Origin of the sequence: Saccharothrix longispora, assembly GCF_030852425.1 — a bacterium.
GTDB classification, from domain to species: domain Bacteria; phylum Actinomycetota; class Actinomycetes; order Mycobacteriales; family Pseudonocardiaceae; genus Actinosynnema; species Actinosynnema longispora.
On record NZ_NSDM01000028.1, the window covers coordinates 13,262 to 29,754 of the forward strand.

The following is a 16,493-nucleotide window of genomic DNA, read 5'->3' on the forward strand; positions in this document are numbered from 1 at the left end:
CGGCCCGTCAGACCGACCGGTCGAGCACCCGCGCCCGCGCCCGCCGCTCGTCCCACGCGGCACCGAACCCCCGGTACAGCGCGAGGGCCTCGGTCAACGCGCCGTCCGCCTCGGTGACGAGCCCGCGGCGGGCCAGCAGCACCGCCTGGTCCTCCAGGGTCTGCGCCAGCTCGAACGCCCTGCCCACCGCGCGGTAGTGCGCGATCACCCCGGTCAGGCCGTCCGGGTCGCCGTCGAGCACGCCGCGGCAGCGCCGGGCGGCCGCGGCGGCCCTGGCCCGGGTCGTCTCGCGGGCGGCCTCCGCCTCACAGGCCGCGGCCGCCTCGTGCGCGGTCGCGGCGTCGCCGCAGGCCAGCGCGTACCGGACCAGGTCGGGCAGCCACTGGTGGCGCAGCATCATCTGCGCGTAGCGGGTGTCCAGGATGCCGCCCAGCACGGACGCGGCACGCGCCGGGTCGCCGTCGCGGTCGGCGGACGCCGCCCGGGCCGCGACCAGGAAGTCGCAATTCTCCCGGTCCGCGGCGGTGACCAGCGGCAGGTTCTCCCCGGCGTCGAGGTGCGCGCCCAACCGCGCGCTGTCGTCCCGGTGGGCGGCCACCAGCGCGGCCACGCCGTGCAGCAGCAACACCGGGCCGCCCTCCCGCAGCCCGAAGCCGGTGAACCCGGACGAGTCCTCCAGCACGGCGTCGATCTGCGCGACCACTTCCTCCCAGCCGCCCAGCCAGAAGTGGTGCACTGCCGCGGCCACGCGCAGCCCGGCAACGGGCGTGCCGTGCCCCGCGATCTCGAAGGCCAACCGCAGGTCGGCTTCCGCGTCCGCCGTCCGGTCCAGGCACTGGAGGGTGAAGATCCGGTTGTCCAGCAGCACCAGTCGCAGGTCCGCGAGGCTGATGTCGGTGCCGACCACCGCCAGCGCCCGGTCCAGGTGGCCGACCGCCGCGGTGTAGTCCCGGCGCACGGCGTCGACCTGCCAGAGCACCTCCAGCGCCTGGCCGACGGAGAAGCGGTCGTCGACCCGCTCGCCCAGCGCGACGGCCTCGCGGGCGCTCGCCGCCGACGCCTCCAGGTCGCCGACGCCCGCGCGCTGCACCAGCGCCAGCAGCGACACCAGCCGGGCCCGCCACACGTCGGGCAGGACCGGGTCCTCCAGCGCCTCGTGCAGCGCGACGAGCGCGGCTTCGGCCCGCGAGGCGCGGTAGGGCACGTAGGCCAGGACCCACCGCACCTCCGCCACCCGGTCCGGGTCGGTCAGCCGGGGCAGGGCGCGGCGGGCGGACTCCTCGGCCTCGACGTCGCGCCCCATCCGGAACAGCACGCTGCTCAGGTGTGCCGTCAGCGTCGCCCACCGGGCGTCCCGCACGGGGGTGGAGCCGGTGCAGCGGCGCAGCAGTTCGATCGCCACCAGCGGCGCCCGGTAGGTGAGCGCGGGCGCGGCGCCCGCCAACCAGTCCACCACCCACGCCGCGACGTCACCCTCGGCGGCGAGCAGCTGCCGGGCCACGTTCTCCACCGGGGCGCCGGCCTCGGCCAGGGTCTGGGCGGCCTGGTGGTGCAGCGCCACGCGCAACCCGCCGGGCATCCCCTCGTACAGCGCCTGCCTGATCAGCGGGTGCCGGAACGCCAGGCGCAGGCCCGCGTCGCGCAACACGCCCGCCTCGACGGCCTCCTCGAACGGCTTGACCAGCTCCGACACCGGCCTGGACAGCACCAGCGCCAGGTCGTTGACGGCGAACTCGCCACCCAGCAGCGCCGCTGACCGCAGCACCTCCCGCGTGGCCTCCGACAGGAAGCCCAACCTGTCCGCCACCGCCGACACCAGGGACACCGGAACGCGGTCCAGCGCGTCGGGCCCGACGTCCGCGGTGCCCTCCCCGACGTGGACGACCCCCTCGCGGACCAGGGCGTCGGCCACCTCCCGCACGTACAGCGGGTTGCCGCCCGCCCGTGCGGTGATCCGCCGCAGGCCGGGGCCGGGGACCGCGCCGACGAGGTCGCCGACCATGCCGGCCACGTCGTCCTGGTCCAGCGGCTGCGGGGTGAGCAGCTCACCGCCGCGGACGCGCACGTCGCGGCGCAGCTGCTCCACCTCGGGCCGCCGGGGCAGCGGTCGGGCCGCGCCGACCAGCAGCAGCGGCAGCCGGTCGACCCGCACACACAGCCGGTGCCACAGCTCCATGCTGGCTTCGTCGGCCCACTGGAGGTCGTCCAGGGCCAGGGCCAGGGGGGCTTCCTGGCACAGCTGCTCCACCAGGTCGACCAGCCGGTCGATGGCGGTCAGGACCGGGTCGCCGCCGCCGAGGACCGACCTCCCGGGCTGGTCGTCGCGCAGGGCCCGCGAGATCGCCACCCGGCGCGGGTCGGGGGAGCGGGTGTGCACCCCGAGGCAGTCCAGCGCCAGCCGCAGCGGGAAGCCTCGGCCCAGCTCGTCGGCCACCGCGTGCGCGACCTGCGCCCCGGCCTCCGCCGCGTGCGCCAGCGTCGCGGCCACCAGCGCCGACTTGCCGATGCCCATCTCGCCCTCGACCCACAGCGCGCGGCCGTGCCCGGCGCGCACGTCGTGGAGCGCTTCCCGCACCACGCGCTCCTCGCCCTCCCGGCCGACCAGGACCGGGGCGCCGGGCAGTTGCGGTCGGGGCAGGGTGACCGAGGAGCGGGCAGACGCCGCCGCGGGGGTGACCACGACCGCCGCGGCGGTCGGCGGCAGCAGCGCCGGGTCGTCGCTCAGGACCTGCTGGTGCAGGGCGCGTAGCCGGGGGCTCGGTCGCACGCCCAGCTCGTCGACCAGGACCTGCCGAGTCTGCCGGTACACGTCCAGCGCCTCGGCGCCGCGACCGCAGCGGTACAGCGCCAGCATCAGCAGGGCGCGCGGCTGCTCGCGCAGCGGGTGCTCCCGGACCAGGGAGCTCAGCTCCGCCACCACGTTTGCGTGCAGCCCGTTGGCGAGGGCGGCCTCCGCCCGCAGCTCCCGCGCCGCCACCCGCAGCTCGCCGAGCCGCTGCCGCTGCGCTCGCGCGAACGGCCCGGTCAGGCCGGACAGAGCGTCGCCGCGCCACATGGCCAGCGCCGCGTCCAGCGATCGCAGCGCCCCCTCGGCGTCCTGCTCCGACAGCTGCCGCCGCGCCCGTTCCCCCAGCCGCTCGAAGGCCACGGCGTCCACGTCGCCGGGGTCGACGCGCAGGCTGTAGCCGGAACCGACGGACACCAGCAGCCGTGCCGCGACGCCGCGCCGGCGATCCGGTTCGAGGGCTTTGCGCAGCTGGGAGACGTAGGTGTAGAGGCTGCCCTCGGCCGTCGGCGGCGCCTCCTCGCCCCACACCCCGTCGATCAGCTCCTCGCGGGGCACCACGGAGCCGACGCGCAGGGCCAGCACCGCGAACACCGCGCGGGGCCGCAGGGAGCCCAGCTCCACCTCCTCGTGCGGCCGCGCCCAGGCGCGCACCGGGCCGAGCAGTTCCACCCGCAGGGCGCTGTCCGTCGTTGCCGTCATGCCGTTGCCTCCGTGCCGTCGACGGACGTGTGCCGGGTGAGCGCGTTCATCATCCGTTCCGGGGATCTTCGCGCACAGGCCCCGCTCGCCGGCGGTAGCCGCGGCCCGGCGGTGCGGGGGGGACGTCGCGCACCGCCGGGCCGGGGGCGACGCGCCGTCACGCCGCGAGGACCGCGGCCAGGGCGAGTGCCGCAGGCACCGACTGCACGAAGAGGGTGCGGCGGTTGACCGTCGCGGCCCCGTACGCACCCGCGACGACGACGCAGACGAGGAAGAACACCGCGAAGGCGGGGCCGACGGGGTCGGGCGCGACGATCGCGACGACCAGGCCGGCGGCGACGAATCCGTTGTACAGGCCCTGGTTGGCCGCGAAGGCCTTGGCCTCGTGGGCGAACTCCTCGGTGGTCCCGAACGCGGCGCGGGCACGCGGGGTGGTCCACAGGACCATCTCCAGCACCACGATGTAGAGGTGGACGAGGACCACCAGGGCGGTCAGGGCGTCGGCGAGGATGCGCACCGCCGGACCGTACCGCCGCGCCACCGCGTTCTTCCCCTTAGGACGGAGAGGGGTGCACTTCGGGGTAGGCGGTGCGAGTCGTGCGCGGGAGGTTCGTGGCGGGCGTCGACTCGCGGGGGAGGTCAGGCGGCTTCCAGGGCGGCGGGCGCGGGCAGTTCGGCGCGCAGCACCCGCAGGGCCTTGTGCACCCGGCTCTTCACCGTGCCGACCGGCACGCTCAGCACCTCCGCAGCACCGGCCGCGGTGCGGTCGGCGAAGTAGACCTCCACGACCGTGCTGCGGTGGGTCGGGGGGAGCGCCTCCAGCACCGAGCCGACCACGACCCGGTTCAGCACCTCGTCGGCCGGGCCGGGCACGCTGGTCGGGTCGCCCTCGGGCATCTCGACCTCGGTCGGACGGGCCCGGCGGCTGCGGTACTGGTCCACGACGATGTTGTGCGCCACCCGCATCAACCACGCCCGGACCGAACCCCGGTCCTCGGTCATCCGGTCCAGGTTGCGCCACGCCCGCAGCCAGGTCTCCTGGACGACGTCCTCCGCGCGGTGGTGGTCCCCCCGGGTCAGGCGGCTCGCGTAGCCGAGCAGGGCGGAGCCGTGGGCCTCGACGAGCTCTTCGAAGGCGGACATGGTGTTTCCTCCCGATCACGTTCCCGATGGGAAGAGAGTCGCGTCGCGCGAGGAAAAAATCGGTGGGCTTGTCCCTCTGCGGGGCGGGGAGGTCCCCGCCGATCTCAGGGGACCTCCCCCTCCTCCGGGGTAGGGGAATCCCCACTCCGGCGCCGGCTGAGCGCGAGCAGCCGCGCCCCGCCGCCGACCACCAGCGCGGTGGCGAGCAGCGCCAGGCCGAACCACAGCGCGCGCCTCGCCGGTCCGGGGTCCCGGTGCGGCGGCAGGGGCACGACCAGGTGCTCGACGTTGGGCGGGGGCGCGGTCCGGGTCGTGCGCAGGGTGGTGACCGCGGCCACCGGGTCCACCACGCCGCGCCCGGCCAGCGGGTGCGACTCCACGCCGGAGACCCGGTCCGCCGTGGCGAGCAACCTGTCGGCCACGTCGCCGGCGGACAGGTCGGCGTGGTAGCCGCGGACCAGCGCCGCCGAGCCCGCGACGTAGGCGACGGCCAGTTCCGGCGCGGAACCGGCGCGGTGCCCCTTGCCGGCGGGACCGATCCCCACCAGCCCGGTGGCCGGGGCCGCCAGCGCGGGTTCCGCGCCCAGCGCGACGCCCGCCACGAGCCCGTCCTCGCCCAGCGGCGCGACCGCCAGCACCCCCGGCAACGCGGCCGGGTACGCCGTGGCGCCCGGTTCGCGCGCCACGGCCGACGCCACGACCACGACGTCCCTCGCGACCGCCGCGGCCACGGCGGCGCGCAGCTCCGGGTGGTCGGACGGGGTCACCAGCCCGACGGCGACCACCCCGGCCCCGCCGTCCACCACCGCGCGGATGCCTGCGGCCAACCGCGCCGGGTCCACTTCGGCCGGCTCGTCCGTCACCCGTGCGGGCAGCACGGTCGCGCCCGGCGCCACCCCGGTGAACGCGGTGCCCTCCTGCGGCCTGGCCGCCAGCAGCCCCGCCAGGAACGTCCCGTGACCGGAGCAGTCGGTGTTCCCGGTACCGCCGCGCAGGTCCGTGCCGGGCCGCACGGCGCCCGCCAGGGCGGGGGCGCCCGCGCTCACGCCGGTGTCCACGACGCCCACCACCACCGCGCCCTCGGTCAACGGCCACGCGCGCGCGGCGCCCATCCTGCGCTGACCCCACGACTCGGCCGCGACCACCCGGTCCTCGGCACCCGCGCACCGGTCCTGCGCCCGCGCGGTCGGCCCCGGCGTCGGGCCGGTGGACAGGCCGACCGCCAGGACGGCGGCCAGGACGGCGGCCAGGACGGCGGCCGGCAGCACCCGCGCCCCCCGCGTCACGACTCCTCCGCCCAGCCGACCTGGAGGCCGGTGCCCTCGCGGCGCGTCACCAGCAGGCCCCGTCCGGGCGGCAGCTGACGGCCCCTGGCCCCGTTGAGCAGGGGCATCTCGTTCGGCGGCATGGACAGCGCCAACTCCGGGGTGTTCGACTCCTGGAGCCGGCGCACGACCGGATCCATCGACGTGCGGCCGGAACCGGCGGCGGCCCGCGCGAGCACGACGTGCAGGCCGATGTCGCCGGCCTGCGGCAGCAGCTCCACCAGCGGGTCGAGCGGACCGCCCAGCGAGCCGATCAGCAGGTCGTAGTCGTCGACCACCACGAACACCTCCGGACCCGACCACCAGTCGCGCTCCCGCAGGCGGCTCGGCGCGATGTCCGGGCCGGGGACGCGCTCCTTCAGCTCCGCCGCGACGGGGCGGATCACCTCGGCCGCGACGGCGCCGGACACCGCGACACCGCGCCGGTACTCCTCCGGGACGCTCTCCAGCAGGGTCCGCCGCGGGTCCACCACGACCACCTGGGCCTGTGCCGGCGAGTACAGCTTCGGGATCGCGGACACGACGAGCCGCAGCGCGGCCGTCTTGCCGCTGCCGCTGTCGCCGACCACGGTCAGGTGCGGTTGCTGGGAGAAGTCGTGCCACACCGGGAGCAGGTCCAGCTCGCCCGCGCCCAGGGCCACCCGCGGTCCGGGCGCCGGTTCGGGCAGCTCCGCGGCGGGCAGCACCGCGGGCAGCATCCGCACCGCCGGGGCGGACGGCCCCAACCAGGACTCGTCCACCGCCTGCACCAGCTCCCGGGTCGCGTCCGCCAGGTCGTCGACGCCGCCGCTGCCGTCCACGCGCGGCACGCCGCCGAGGAAGTGCAGCTTGTCGGGGGTGAGGCCGCGTCCGGGTGCCTTCGGCACCAGCGCCGCGGTCCGCATGTCGATCACGGAGTCGATCGCGTCGCCGAGCCGCAGCTCCAGGCGCGTGCCCAGCTGGTCGCGCAGCGCGCTGTGCACGTCCGACCAGCGGTTGGCGGTGATCACCAGGTGCACGCCGTAGGACAGGCCGCGCTGGGCGAGGTGCCGGATGGTCAGGTCGTGCTGCTCGAAGTCGGTCCGCAGCGAACCCCAGCCGTCGACGACGAGGAACACGTCGCCGTGCGGGTCGTCGGCGAACTCGCCTGCCGCCCGGCGCGCCCGGTAGGCGCCCATGCCCTCCACGCCGTGCTCGGTGAACACCTGCTCGCGGCGCGCCAGGATGCCCTGGACCTCCGCGATCGTGCGGCCCACCCGCTCGGCCTGCATCCGCGACGCCACGCCGCCGACGTGCGGCAGGCCGTCCAGCACCGACAGCGAGCCGCCGCCGAAGTCCAGGCAGTAGAACTGCACCTCGTTCGGGGTGTGGGTGAGGGCGAGCGAGGTGATCAGGGTGCGCAGCAGGGTGCTCTTGCCCGCCTGGGGGCCACCCGCGATGCCGACGTGCCCACCCGGACCGGACAGGTTCACCAGGTACAGGTCGCGCATCTGATCGAACGGCTTGTCCACGACGCCGACGGGCACCACGAGCCCGCCCCGGGCCGGCCAGCCGGCGGCTGTCAGGCCCAGGTCGGGGTCGGGCACCAGCGGCGGCAGCACCTGGTCCAGCGACGGCGGCTCACCCAGGGGCGGCAGCCACACCTGGTGCGCGGGCGGGCCCTGGCCCACCAGGCGGTCCACCGCGACGTCGAGCACGGAACCGCTGCTCTCGGTGGTGTGCACGGTCGGCTCGACCTCGGGGGCCGGGGGCATCGGCAGCCTCGCCCCGCGGAACGGGACGACCTGCCGGCGCACCTCCTCCTGGCGCTGCTCCCGGGTGCGCCTGCGGTGCTCGCCCGACACGTAGGCGGCCTTGAACCGGACGAGCGTGGCGACGTCGCTGCGCAGGTAGCCGTTGCCGGGGGCGCTGGGCAGCTGGTACGCGTCCGGCACGCCGATCACGGAGCGGCTCTCCATCGCCGAGAACGTGCGCAGGCCGATCCGGTACGACAGGTGGCTCTCCAGCTTGTGCATGCGGCCGTCGTCGATGCGCTGGCTGGCCAGCAGCAGGTGCACGCCGAGCGAGCGGCCCAGCCGGCCGATCATGACGAACAGGTCGGCGAAGTCCGGGTTGGCGGCCAGCAGCTCGCTGAACTCGTCCACGATGAGGAACAGCGTCGGCAGCGGGTCCAGCGGCGTGCCGGCCAGGCGGGCGCGCTCGTAGTCCAGCAGCGAGCTGTAGTTGCCCGCGGAGCGCAGCAGCTCCTGGCGGCGCATCATCTCGCCGTGCAGCGAGTCCTGCATCCTGGTCACCAGCGGCGCCTCGTCGGCCAGGTTCGTGATGACCGCGGACGTGTGCGGCAGCCGGTCCAGCCCCAGGAAGGTGGCGCCGCCCTTGAAGTCGACCAGGACGAAGTTGAGGACCTCCGAGGAGTGCGTCATCGCCAGGCCGAGCACCAGCGTGCGCAGCAGTTCGCTCTTGCCGGAACCGGTGGCGCCGATGAGCAGGCCGTGCGGGCCCATGCCGCCCTGCGCGGACTCCTTGATGTCCAGCTCGACGGTGGACCCATCCTCGGCGATGCCGAGCGGGATGCGGAAGCGGTCGGACCCCAGGCCCGTGCGCCACAGCGCGGTCGGGTCCAGCTCGTCCAGGTCGCCCACGCCCAGCAGGCGGGGCAGCTCGAAGTCGGCGACCATCGGCTCGGCCACCTCGGTGGTGCCCCCGAGCCGGTAGGGCGAGACCACCCGGGCCAGGGCCGCGGCCTTCGTCGGGCTGAGCCGGTCCGGCGCGCACAGGGCGGTGCGCACCTCCTGACCGGTGCGGTCGAGCCGCACCATGTGCACATGCTCGGTCGTGACCTCCAGGCGCAGGCGGGACTTGCCGCCGGTCGCGCCGAGGCCGCCCGACACGTCGAGCACGACCGCGTTGCGGTAGCCGGCGCCCGCGAGCCGCGATTCCACCGGCACCTCGACGCCGTCCAGGACGACCACGACGTACGGCTCCTCGCGGCTGGGGGACGCGCCCGACTCGAACCGGGCGCGGGGTGACAACTCGGCGTCCAGCAGTTCCGTCAGGCTGTCCAGACCGCCGACCAGCAGCCGCGCGCTCCCGGCGCCGTCCTGCTCGGTCGGGTGCTGGGCGTGCGGCAGCCACTTGACCCAGTCCCAGTCCGCGACCCGGTCGGCGCTCGCGCACACCGCGACCCGCAGGTCCTCCGGCGAGTGGAACACCACCAGTTGAGCGAGCAGCGCGCGCACCACGTCGCGCACGGCCCCCTCCTCGCCCGCGAACCGGACCTGCGCGAAGCCGCGCAGGTACAGCGCGGTCGGCTGGTTGGCGACGGTGGTGTAGGCGTTGATGAACCGGCGCAGCGCGCGGGCCGACAGCGGTTCCAGGTCGGCGACGGGCTTGGTGTTCAGCGGGGTCATGGTCATCGCCAGCCGCTGCGAACCGACGCCGACGCGCACCTCGGCGAAGTCGGCGTGCGCGGCGCGGCGCTCCCACAGGCGGTTGGTCATGGCCACGGACCACAGGCCCGCCGGGTCGGGGTGCCGCCAGGCCAGGGCCGTGCGCTGGCGCTGGGCCGCCGAGCGGACCTGCACCCTCGTCTGCCCCAGGTAGCGCAGGTAGTCGCGGCGCTCGCCGCGCATCCGGTTGCGGCGCTCCGCCCCGCCGCGGCCGACCTGGCTGAACACCATGCCCACCGCCATCAGGCCCATCATCGCGGCCATCCCCAGTCCCATGCCGATGTTGGAGCGGCCCATCATCATGATCATCATCACCGCGCCGCCCGCCATCATCGGCAGCATCATCAGGGCTTGGCCCATGCCGCCGCCGGCGCTCTCCGGCAGCACCGGCGGCTCCTGCAGCGACAGCTCGCCGCCCGGCATCTCAGGCGGTTGCTCCCGGCCCTGCCTGCGGAACAGCGTGGTGGTCATCGCACTCGGCCCCTTCGGTCGGAACTCCCTCCCGCCCACTACACGTGCGCCGACCCACCGGAGGGTTCACCGGACCACCGCTGAACCCTCCGGCCCGCCGGAACCGTGACCGGGACATGGCCACCATTCAGCCCGCCGCGACCGCGGGCTCCGGCGAGATGTGCAGGCTCACGATCTGCGGGCCCACGTCACGGGTGGAGCTCGCCGTCCCCGCCCACGTCCCGATCGCCGACCTCATGCCCACCGTGCTGGGCCACCTGGACCCGGCGCTGGCCACGAGCGGCCTGGCCCACGGCGGCTGGGTCCTCCAGCGCCTGGGCGAACCCCCGCTCGACGAGGACCGGGGCACGGCCGCCGCCGGGCTCTTCGACGGCGACCTGCTGCACCTGCGACCGCGCGACGACCTGCTGCCGCTGGTGGACTTCGACGACCTCGTCGACGGCGTCCACACCGGTCTGTCCAGGAGGGACGACCGGTGGACCGCGGCCCTCACCCGGCGCGCCTGTGTGGCGCTGGTGGCGGTGTGCTCGCTGCTGGCTGTGGCGGTGACGACGTTCGCGGCGTCGGGCACGGCGGTGGTGATCGCGGCGGGCGGCCTGGCGCTCGGCCTGCTGGCCGCCTCCGCCGCGTCCGCCCGCGCGTTCGGCGACAGCGCTTCCGCCGTCGTGCTGGGCGGGTCGGCGGTGTCGGCCGCGGCGGTCGTGGGGCTGGCCGTGCCGGTGGGCGGCGCCCCGCCGGGGGAGTGGTTCACCGGCCCGGGCGCCCTGGCCGCGGGCCTGGCCGTCGCCGTGTCCGCCGGCGCGGTCCACGGCGTGGCGGCCCCGGCCGCACCGGTCTTCCCGGCCGTGGCCCTGGCGGGCGCGCTCACGGCGGCCGGCGCCGGCGCCGCGGCGCTGGGCGGGCTCGGCGGCGCGGGCTCGGCGGCGATCGTCGTGACGGTGGCCCTGCTGCTCACCAAGGCCGCCCCCACCGCCTCGGCCCGGCTCTCGGGGCTGGCGGTGGAACCGGTCCCGACGAGCGCCGAGGAGTTCCAGCGTGGACTCGACCCGCTGCCCAGCGGCGACGTGCTCGACCGGGCCGGCCGCGCGGACTCCTACCTCACCGCCGCGCTGGTCGCGCTGGGTGCCGTGCTCACCGGTGGCCTGGTCGTGGTGGGCTCCACGACGACGTGGGACGCGGCCGCGTTCTCCGTCGCGGTCTCCGGGGTCCTGCTCCTCCAGGCCCGCGAGCTCAACGGCACCCGGCACCGGCTGTCCGCCCTGGTGCCCGGGATCACCGGCCTGGGCGCGCCCGCGTGCGCCTGGGCGGCGGTGCTCCCGCCCGCCGGGTGGGTCGCCGTCCTGGTGGGGCTGTTCCTGCTCGCCCTGGCCGCGTTCGCGGGCGGGCGCGTGCTGCCCGGGCGCAGGCTCGTGCCGCGCTGGGGCCGGTGGGGCGACCTGGCGCACTGGGTGTGCGCGCTGGCCGTGATCCCACTCGTGCTCTCGCTCACCGAGGTCTACGGGCTCATCCGGACCGCGTTCGCGTGAACCCTTGCGCACCCCGGCCGCGTGATCCCGGTAGAAGGCCCGTCCGGATTCCCCGGCGGGACCCCGGAGGACCGGGGAGAGAGCGACCCCGACCAGCCCGACCGGATCAACGACCCAGGAGAGGAGGGGACCGGTGTACGACAGGCGCGAACAGGTCCAGGCCCACAGCTTCCTGGTGGGCCGGCTCGACTCGGCGGTGCTGCGCAGCGACCCGGACGCACCGGACCGCCCGCTGCGGCGGACGTCCGCCGGCGTGCTCGGTGGCATCGCGGTCGGCGGCCTGGTGATCGCCGGCGTGCTGGTGGCGAGCCTGTTCACCTCCGGCAGCGGCACCAAGTGGCGCGAGGCCGGCTCGCTCGTCGTCGACGGGGACACCGGCAACCGGTACCTCCTGGTCGACGGCAGGTTGCGCCCAGTCCTCAACTACGCCTCCGCCCGCCTCGTGCTCGGCGCCGGCATGAAGGTCGCCAAGGTGCGCACGAAGGACCTCGACGGTACGCCGAAGGGCACCCCGATCGGCATCCTCGGCGCGCCGGACGCGATCCCGACGGCCCCCGCCCCGCAGCCGTGGACGGTGTGCGCCGGGACCGGCGAGGACGGTCCGCTGGTCTCGGTGACCGTGGGCCCCGCCGCCGGCACCGCGGAGGTGCCCGCCGACCGGGCGCTGCTGGTCCGCGTCGACGGCGAGCTGCACCTGGCGTGGCGCGACCGCAGGTTCCGCGTCACCGCCCCGTGGGCGCCCCGCGCCCTCGGCCTGGACCCGGACAGCGCCCTCGACGTCGACGCGACCTGGCTCAACGTGCTGCCCGCCGGCCCGGACCTCGGCGCCCCGCAGGTGCGGCGCGGCGGCCGGGGACCCGCGGTGGGCGGTCGGCCCACCACCGTCGGGCAGTTCGTGTCGGTGCCCGACGCGGTGGGCGGCGGCTCGTTCGTCGTCGCCCCGGACGGGCTGGTCCCCGTCACCGGGGCGGTGGCCGCGCTGGTCGCCGCCGACCCCGCCGCCCAGGGCCTCCCGGCCCTGCGGATCACGCCCGCCGAGCTGGCGGAGCAGACCGTGCTCCCGGCACCGGCGTGGCAGGCCGAACTGCCGCCCGAGCCCCCGTCACCGGTGCTCGCCGGGGACGACGTCGCCTGCGTGCGGTGGTCGGACGACACGGCCGCGCTGGTCGTGGCGCCACCGCCGAGCGGTCCCGGCCGTGGCGCCGACCCGGAGGGCGTGACCCGTGACGAGCGCGTCGCGGACCGCGTCGAGGTCGCCCCCGGCGCCGGCCTGCTCGTCCGCACCCGGCCCGCGCCCGGCGTCGCCGGCGCGAGCACCTACCTCGTCACCGAAACCGGTGCCAAGTTCCCCGTGGCGAACGACGACGCCGCCGCGGCCCTCGGGCTCCCGGTCGACTCGGCGCCGGCGGTCCCCCCGGACCTGCTCACGCTCCTGCCGACCGGTCCCGTGCTCGACCGCATCACCTGAACCACCTCACCGCAACGACCGAGGAGACCACCATGTCCCAATTCGCCTACGACGACGCGATGCTGGTGAACATCATCAGCGGCACCGGTGCCGCCCTGGACAAGATGGGCAGCGTCAACAACCAGGTGATGGGCATCGCGGGCCAGCTGCCCACGGTGAACAACTCCACCTCCGGTATCCGGTTGGCCGCGGCACTGGGCGACTGGAACTCCAGCTTCAGCCGTGTGGTCAACGACCTCAGGACGCTCAACGACAAGGCCAACCAGCTGCTCCAGGTCAACCGCACCGCCAACGCCGACGCCGACGCCGCGGCCGGTGGCGCCGCCGGCTGACCCGCCGCGCGCCCCACGGACCACGCGCCCCACGGACCACGCAGACCACGCAGACCACGCACGAGAGGACGCACGACCATGACCTCGTTCGACATCAACAACAACGGCTACCTGGACCTCAACGAGCAGCTCCTCCTCCACGTCAGGACGACGGGCGACATCCTCCAGGAGCTGAACACCGTCCTGAACAACATCTCCTCGGCCACCAAGGGCCAGGCCACGCCGCTCTGGCTGGAGCTCCAGGCCAACTGGAACAGGACCTACCAGGAGATGCAGACCAAGCTCAACACCAACACGATGGCGTCGATCAACGTGCACGAGATCTTCGGCGGCGGCGACAACCGCGGCGCCACGATCATGCTCAGCTGACCGAGCCCGGGGCGCCGGGAACACCTCCCGCGTTCCCGGCGCCCCACCCGGTCGTCCCCCGGAACAGCCGTCCACCCAGAACAGCCGTCCACCCCGAGAACGGCCGAGAGGAGGCGTCGCCATGACCGCGAAGATCACCTTCGACGAGGCGATGTACGACAAGCTGATCAGTGCCATGAACGAGTTGGAGACGAGCCTGGAGAGGAAGGCGACCACCACCGACGACATGACGCTCGACGCGGACTTCACCGTCCTGCCGGGCGAGCCGCGGTTCGAGGCGGCCGTGAAGCTGCTCAACAAGGGGCGCGAGTTCGGCGGGTCCGTCGAGCAGCAGAACGAGAGCCTGCGCCAGGCGATCGTGAAGTTCCGCAACGCGCTGGTCGCGGCGAAGGGCGTCTTCAAGGAGACCAACGACCTGGCGACGTACGACGCCGCCGGCTTCATCGCCCAGTACCCGGACTTCAACGTGGGCGGCGGCGCCGGCGTCTCGCCGGTGCCGATGCCGATGAAGTGACCCGGTAACCGACCACCCAGGACCGATCCGGAGGGGAAGACCATGGCACCGCCCGATCTCCCGAGCACCAAGGACTTCAGCAGGTCGACGTACGAGCAGATCGTGTTCGCCGTCACCGGTCTGGGGGAGGACATGCACGGCCTCCTCAAGACCGCGGGGGATTCGGGTGGGACGACGGGCTGGCTCAAGTTCGCCGAAGCGCCGGGCGCGGCGAACTCCGTGTCCTACCGCGCGTGGGACAAGTACTACTTCGGCGTCGACTACAACCACGCGACCTTCAACAACTGGAACTCGGCGATCGCCGACAACGACCAGGTCGCCTCCGCCATGTTCAAGGGGCGCGGCGGCCTGATGGACGCCCAGCGGCTGTGGGACGCGAGGGACGTCACCAAGGTCTACGGCAAGTGGCTCGGCGACAGCCTGGAGGTCGTCAAGGGGTGGACCGCCAGGTTGGACAGCGACGACTCCGCGTTCAAGGGCAAGGCGGCGTACGCCATCGGGAACAGCCTGCGCCGGCTCGCCTTCACCCTCGACGACCTGCACGACCAGATCATGGAGGACCGCAAGCCGTCGGTGCCGGGCGCCCTCGGCAACGCCGGCGACGCGACGATGCTGTTCGGCACGCAGATGTCGTACTACTGGTGGCGGGCGGAGCCGTTCCTGCGGACGGCGCCGCAGCGGGCGGCCAGGAGGTTCGTCCGCAACGTCATGGAGCACCTGGAGTTCAGCGGGCTGTTCGTGTCGAAGAAGGACTCGGTCGCGGGGTACGTGCTCGACGACTACAGCCGCTCGGAGGCCGAGGCGCGGATCCGGGAGGTGATGGCGGAGTACTCGTCGGACGTCTCCGTCCTGCCCTCGAACACCCTGCCCGAGGGGTTCCCCGTGGTGCGGGGCGACATCTCGACCAAGGCGCTCTGGGACCAGGCCAACGCCGCGATCGGCACGTACGTGGCCACCGAACTGAAGAAGCTCAACGCCACGGCGCAGGAGGAGTTCGCCAAGCTCAGTGAGTCGTTCACCCGGAACAGCCGCTCGCTCGCGGAGGTCAAGAACAACCCGCCGCCGATGCTGGGCAGCCCGCTCCCCAAGCCCGGCGCGATGAGCCTCGGCAAGGAGGGCGGCCTGGACCTGAAGGACCTCCTGGCCAAGGGGGACGGCAAGGGCGGTGGCCTCGACCTCGCCGACCTCCTCCGCGGGGGTGACGGCAAGGGCGGCGACGGCCAGGAGACGGCGATGCCCTTCACGCAGATGTCCCCGCGGACGCCCGCCGGCCAGGGGGCCGGCGCCGGCACGGCCGGCGGCCTGGACTTGGACGACGTCCTCGGCGGGGGTGGCCCCGGTGGCGGCTCGGGTGCCGACGTCGGCATGGGCGGCCTCGGTGACGGCCTCGACGGTGGTCCGGGTGCCGACGGCGGTCCGGGGCTGGGCGGCCTGGGCAACCCCGGCGGCCTCGACCTGCCGGATCCGCAGGGCATCGGCTCGGACGGCCTCGGCGGTCCGGGCGGCGCGAACGGCGGCGGCAACGGTGGCTTCGGCGCGGGTCTCGGCGCCGGCCTGCCCCTCCCGGTCCCGCCCGGCCTGCCGTCGAAGGGCAGGGGCGACCTGGCCGGCACGGACCGGAAGCCCCAGTTGCCCGGTGCCCCCGGGCTGGACTTCCCCGATCCCGCCAACGGCGGCGCGAACGCGCCGCAGGGCTGGGACCGGGACCTCGACGAGGGCTGGAAGCCCGAGGTGCGCACCCCGACCGACCTCGACCTCGGCTCCCCGCCCCCCGGTCTCAAGGCCCCCGCCCTGGACCTGCCCGGCGGCTCGTCGGCGGGCGGGGGCGCGAACGGCGGGATCCAGTTCGGACCCGGGACCCTGCCCGCCCCGCTGGGCGCGGGTGGTGAACCCCTGCTCGCGGATCTGCCCGGTGGGCCCGCTTCGGGCGGTCTTTCAGGAAGCGGTCTCGGCGGGAGCGACGATTTCGCCGGGGGCGGGGCTACGTTCGACCCGGCCGGCGGCGCAGGCCCCCTGAACGGCGGCGCCGACCCCCTCGACGGGGGCCGGAACGACTGGTCCGACCTGTCGGGCGGGGCGACTGCGGGCGCCGGGCGGACCGATGGCGGCGCCGGTGCCGGGGGCCGCGACAACAGCGGAGGGGGGATGCCCTTCTTCCCGCCGATGATGGGCGGGATGGGCGGAGCCGGCGGCAACCAGCAGCAGCAACAGGAGCGCGAGCGCCAGACCTGGCTGTCGGAGGACGAGGAGGTCTGGGGCACCGACGTGAACGTCGGCTCCGGCGTGATCGGCCGGCCCGACGCGGGCGACGTCGAGACCGACGAGGTCCTGGCTCCGACGCACGTGCACCTCCGCTCGACCGCGCCGCGCGGCAGGGCGTCCACCGAACGCGAAACCGGCCAGGTGGCGGAGCCCACCTCGAACTGAGAA

Annotated in this window: 11 protein-coding genes; 6 read left to right on the forward strand and 5 right to left on the reverse strand. The window is 75.0% G+C overall.

What is annotated here, in order from left to right; all coding sequences use genetic code 11:
* Window positions 1–7: 7 nt before the first annotated feature.
* From CKY47_RS35255 to eccCa, 5 genes are all read right to left on the reverse strand, one after another.
* Window positions 8–3,487, reverse strand: a complete 3,480-nt coding sequence (locus CKY47_RS35255; protein ID WP_306750727.1) for an ATP-binding protein — start codon at window positions 3,485–3,487, stop codon at window positions 8–10.
* Between the two features lie 157 nt (window positions 3,488–3,644).
* A complete protein-coding gene (locus CKY47_RS35260) occupies window positions 3,645–4,004 on the reverse strand; it encodes a DUF1304 domain-containing protein (RefSeq protein WP_306750728.1) in 360 nt (119 codons plus the stop codon).
* 122 nt (window positions 4,005–4,126) lie between these two features.
* Window positions 4,127–4,630, reverse strand: a complete 504-nt coding sequence (locus CKY47_RS35265) for a sigma-70 family RNA polymerase sigma factor (RefSeq protein ID WP_306750729.1) — start codon at window positions 4,628–4,630, stop codon at window positions 4,127–4,129.
* A gap of 104 nt (window positions 4,631–4,734) precedes the next feature.
* Window positions 4,735–5,916, reverse strand: a complete 1,182-nt coding sequence (locus CKY47_RS35270; protein ID WP_306750730.1) for a S8 family serine peptidase — start codon at window positions 5,914–5,916, stop codon at window positions 4,735–4,737.
* The gene (eccCa, locus tag CKY47_RS35275) at window positions 5,913–9,854 is read right to left on the reverse strand and encodes a type VII secretion protein EccCa (RefSeq protein WP_306750731.1); all 3,942 of its coding nucleotides are present in this window, start codon (window positions 9,852–9,854) and stop codon (window positions 5,913–5,915) included. The genes CKY47_RS35270 and eccCa overlap by 4 nt, the downstream gene beginning before the upstream one ends.
* A 116-nt stretch (window positions 9,855–9,970) precedes the next feature.
* On the opposite strand from eccCa, the gene eccD reads away from it, so the two are divergent.
* The 6 genes from eccD (at window position 9,971) to CKY47_RS35305 (ending at window position 16,490) form a co-directional block, all read left to right on the forward strand.
* A complete protein-coding gene (gene eccD / locus CKY47_RS35280) occupies window positions 9,971–11,380 on the forward strand; it encodes a type VII secretion integral membrane protein EccD (protein ID WP_306750732.1) in 1,410 nt (469 codons plus the stop codon).
* A 133-nt stretch (window positions 11,381–11,513) separates the two neighbouring features.
* On the forward strand, window positions 11,514–12,848 hold the full coding sequence (eccB, locus tag CKY47_RS35285) for a type VII secretion protein EccB (RefSeq protein WP_306750733.1): 1,335 nt from the start codon (window positions 11,514–11,516) through the stop codon (window positions 12,846–12,848).
* Between the two features lie 32 nt (window positions 12,849–12,880).
* Complete coding sequence (locus CKY47_RS35290; protein ID WP_306750734.1) at window positions 12,881–13,180, forward strand: hypothetical protein; 300 nt, start codon at window positions 12,881–12,883, stop codon at window positions 13,178–13,180.
* Window positions 13,181–13,258: 78 nt separating this feature from the next.
* On the forward strand, window positions 13,259–13,549 hold the full coding sequence (locus CKY47_RS35295) for a hypothetical protein (protein ID WP_306750735.1): 291 nt from the start codon (window positions 13,259–13,261) through the stop codon (window positions 13,547–13,549).
* A gap of 121 nt (window positions 13,550–13,670) precedes the next feature.
* The gene (locus CKY47_RS35300) at window positions 13,671–14,063 is read left to right on the forward strand and encodes a hypothetical protein (RefSeq protein ID WP_306750736.1); all 393 of its coding nucleotides are present in this window, start codon (window positions 13,671–13,673) and stop codon (window positions 14,061–14,063) included.
* A gap of 42 nt (window positions 14,064–14,105) precedes the next feature.
* Window positions 14,106–16,490 carry a hypothetical protein gene (locus tag CKY47_RS35305; protein ID WP_306750737.1) on the forward strand — a complete coding sequence of 795 codons (2,385 nt, stop codon included), beginning with the start codon at window positions 14,106–14,108 and terminating at the stop codon, window positions 16,488–16,490.
* The last annotated feature ends 3 nt before the right edge of the window (window positions 16,491–16,493 follow it).

What these genes read in the sequence shown, in the direction of transcription:
- CKY47_RS35295 (WP_306750735.1), top strand. Translation starts at nt 13,259, where the DNA reads ATGACCTCGTTCGACATCAACAACAACGGCTACCTGGACCTCAACGAG.
- CKY47_RS35265 (WP_306750729.1), bottom strand. Translation starts at nt 4,630, where the DNA reads ATGTCCGCCTTCGAAGAGCTCGTCGAGGCCCACGGCTCCGCCCTGCTC.
- CKY47_RS35255 (WP_306750727.1), bottom strand. Translation starts at nt 3,487, where the DNA reads ATGACGGCAACGACGGACAGCGCCCTGCGGGTGGAACTGCTCGGCCCG.
- CKY47_RS35290 (WP_306750734.1), top strand. Translation starts at nt 12,881, where the DNA reads ATGTCCCAATTCGCCTACGACGACGCGATGCTGGTGAACATCATCAGC.
- eccCa (WP_306750731.1), bottom strand. Translation starts at nt 9,854, where the DNA reads ATGACCACCACGCTGTTCCGCAGGCAGGGCCGGGAGCAACCGCCTGAG.
- eccD (WP_306750732.1), top strand. Translation starts at nt 9,971, where the DNA reads ATGGCCACCATTCAGCCCGCCGCGACCGCGGGCTCCGGCGAGATGTGC.
- CKY47_RS35300 (WP_306750736.1), top strand. Translation starts at nt 13,671, where the DNA reads ATGACCGCGAAGATCACCTTCGACGAGGCGATGTACGACAAGCTGATC.
- CKY47_RS35305 (WP_306750737.1), top strand. Translation starts at nt 14,106, where the DNA reads ATGGCACCGCCCGATCTCCCGAGCACCAAGGACTTCAGCAGGTCGACG.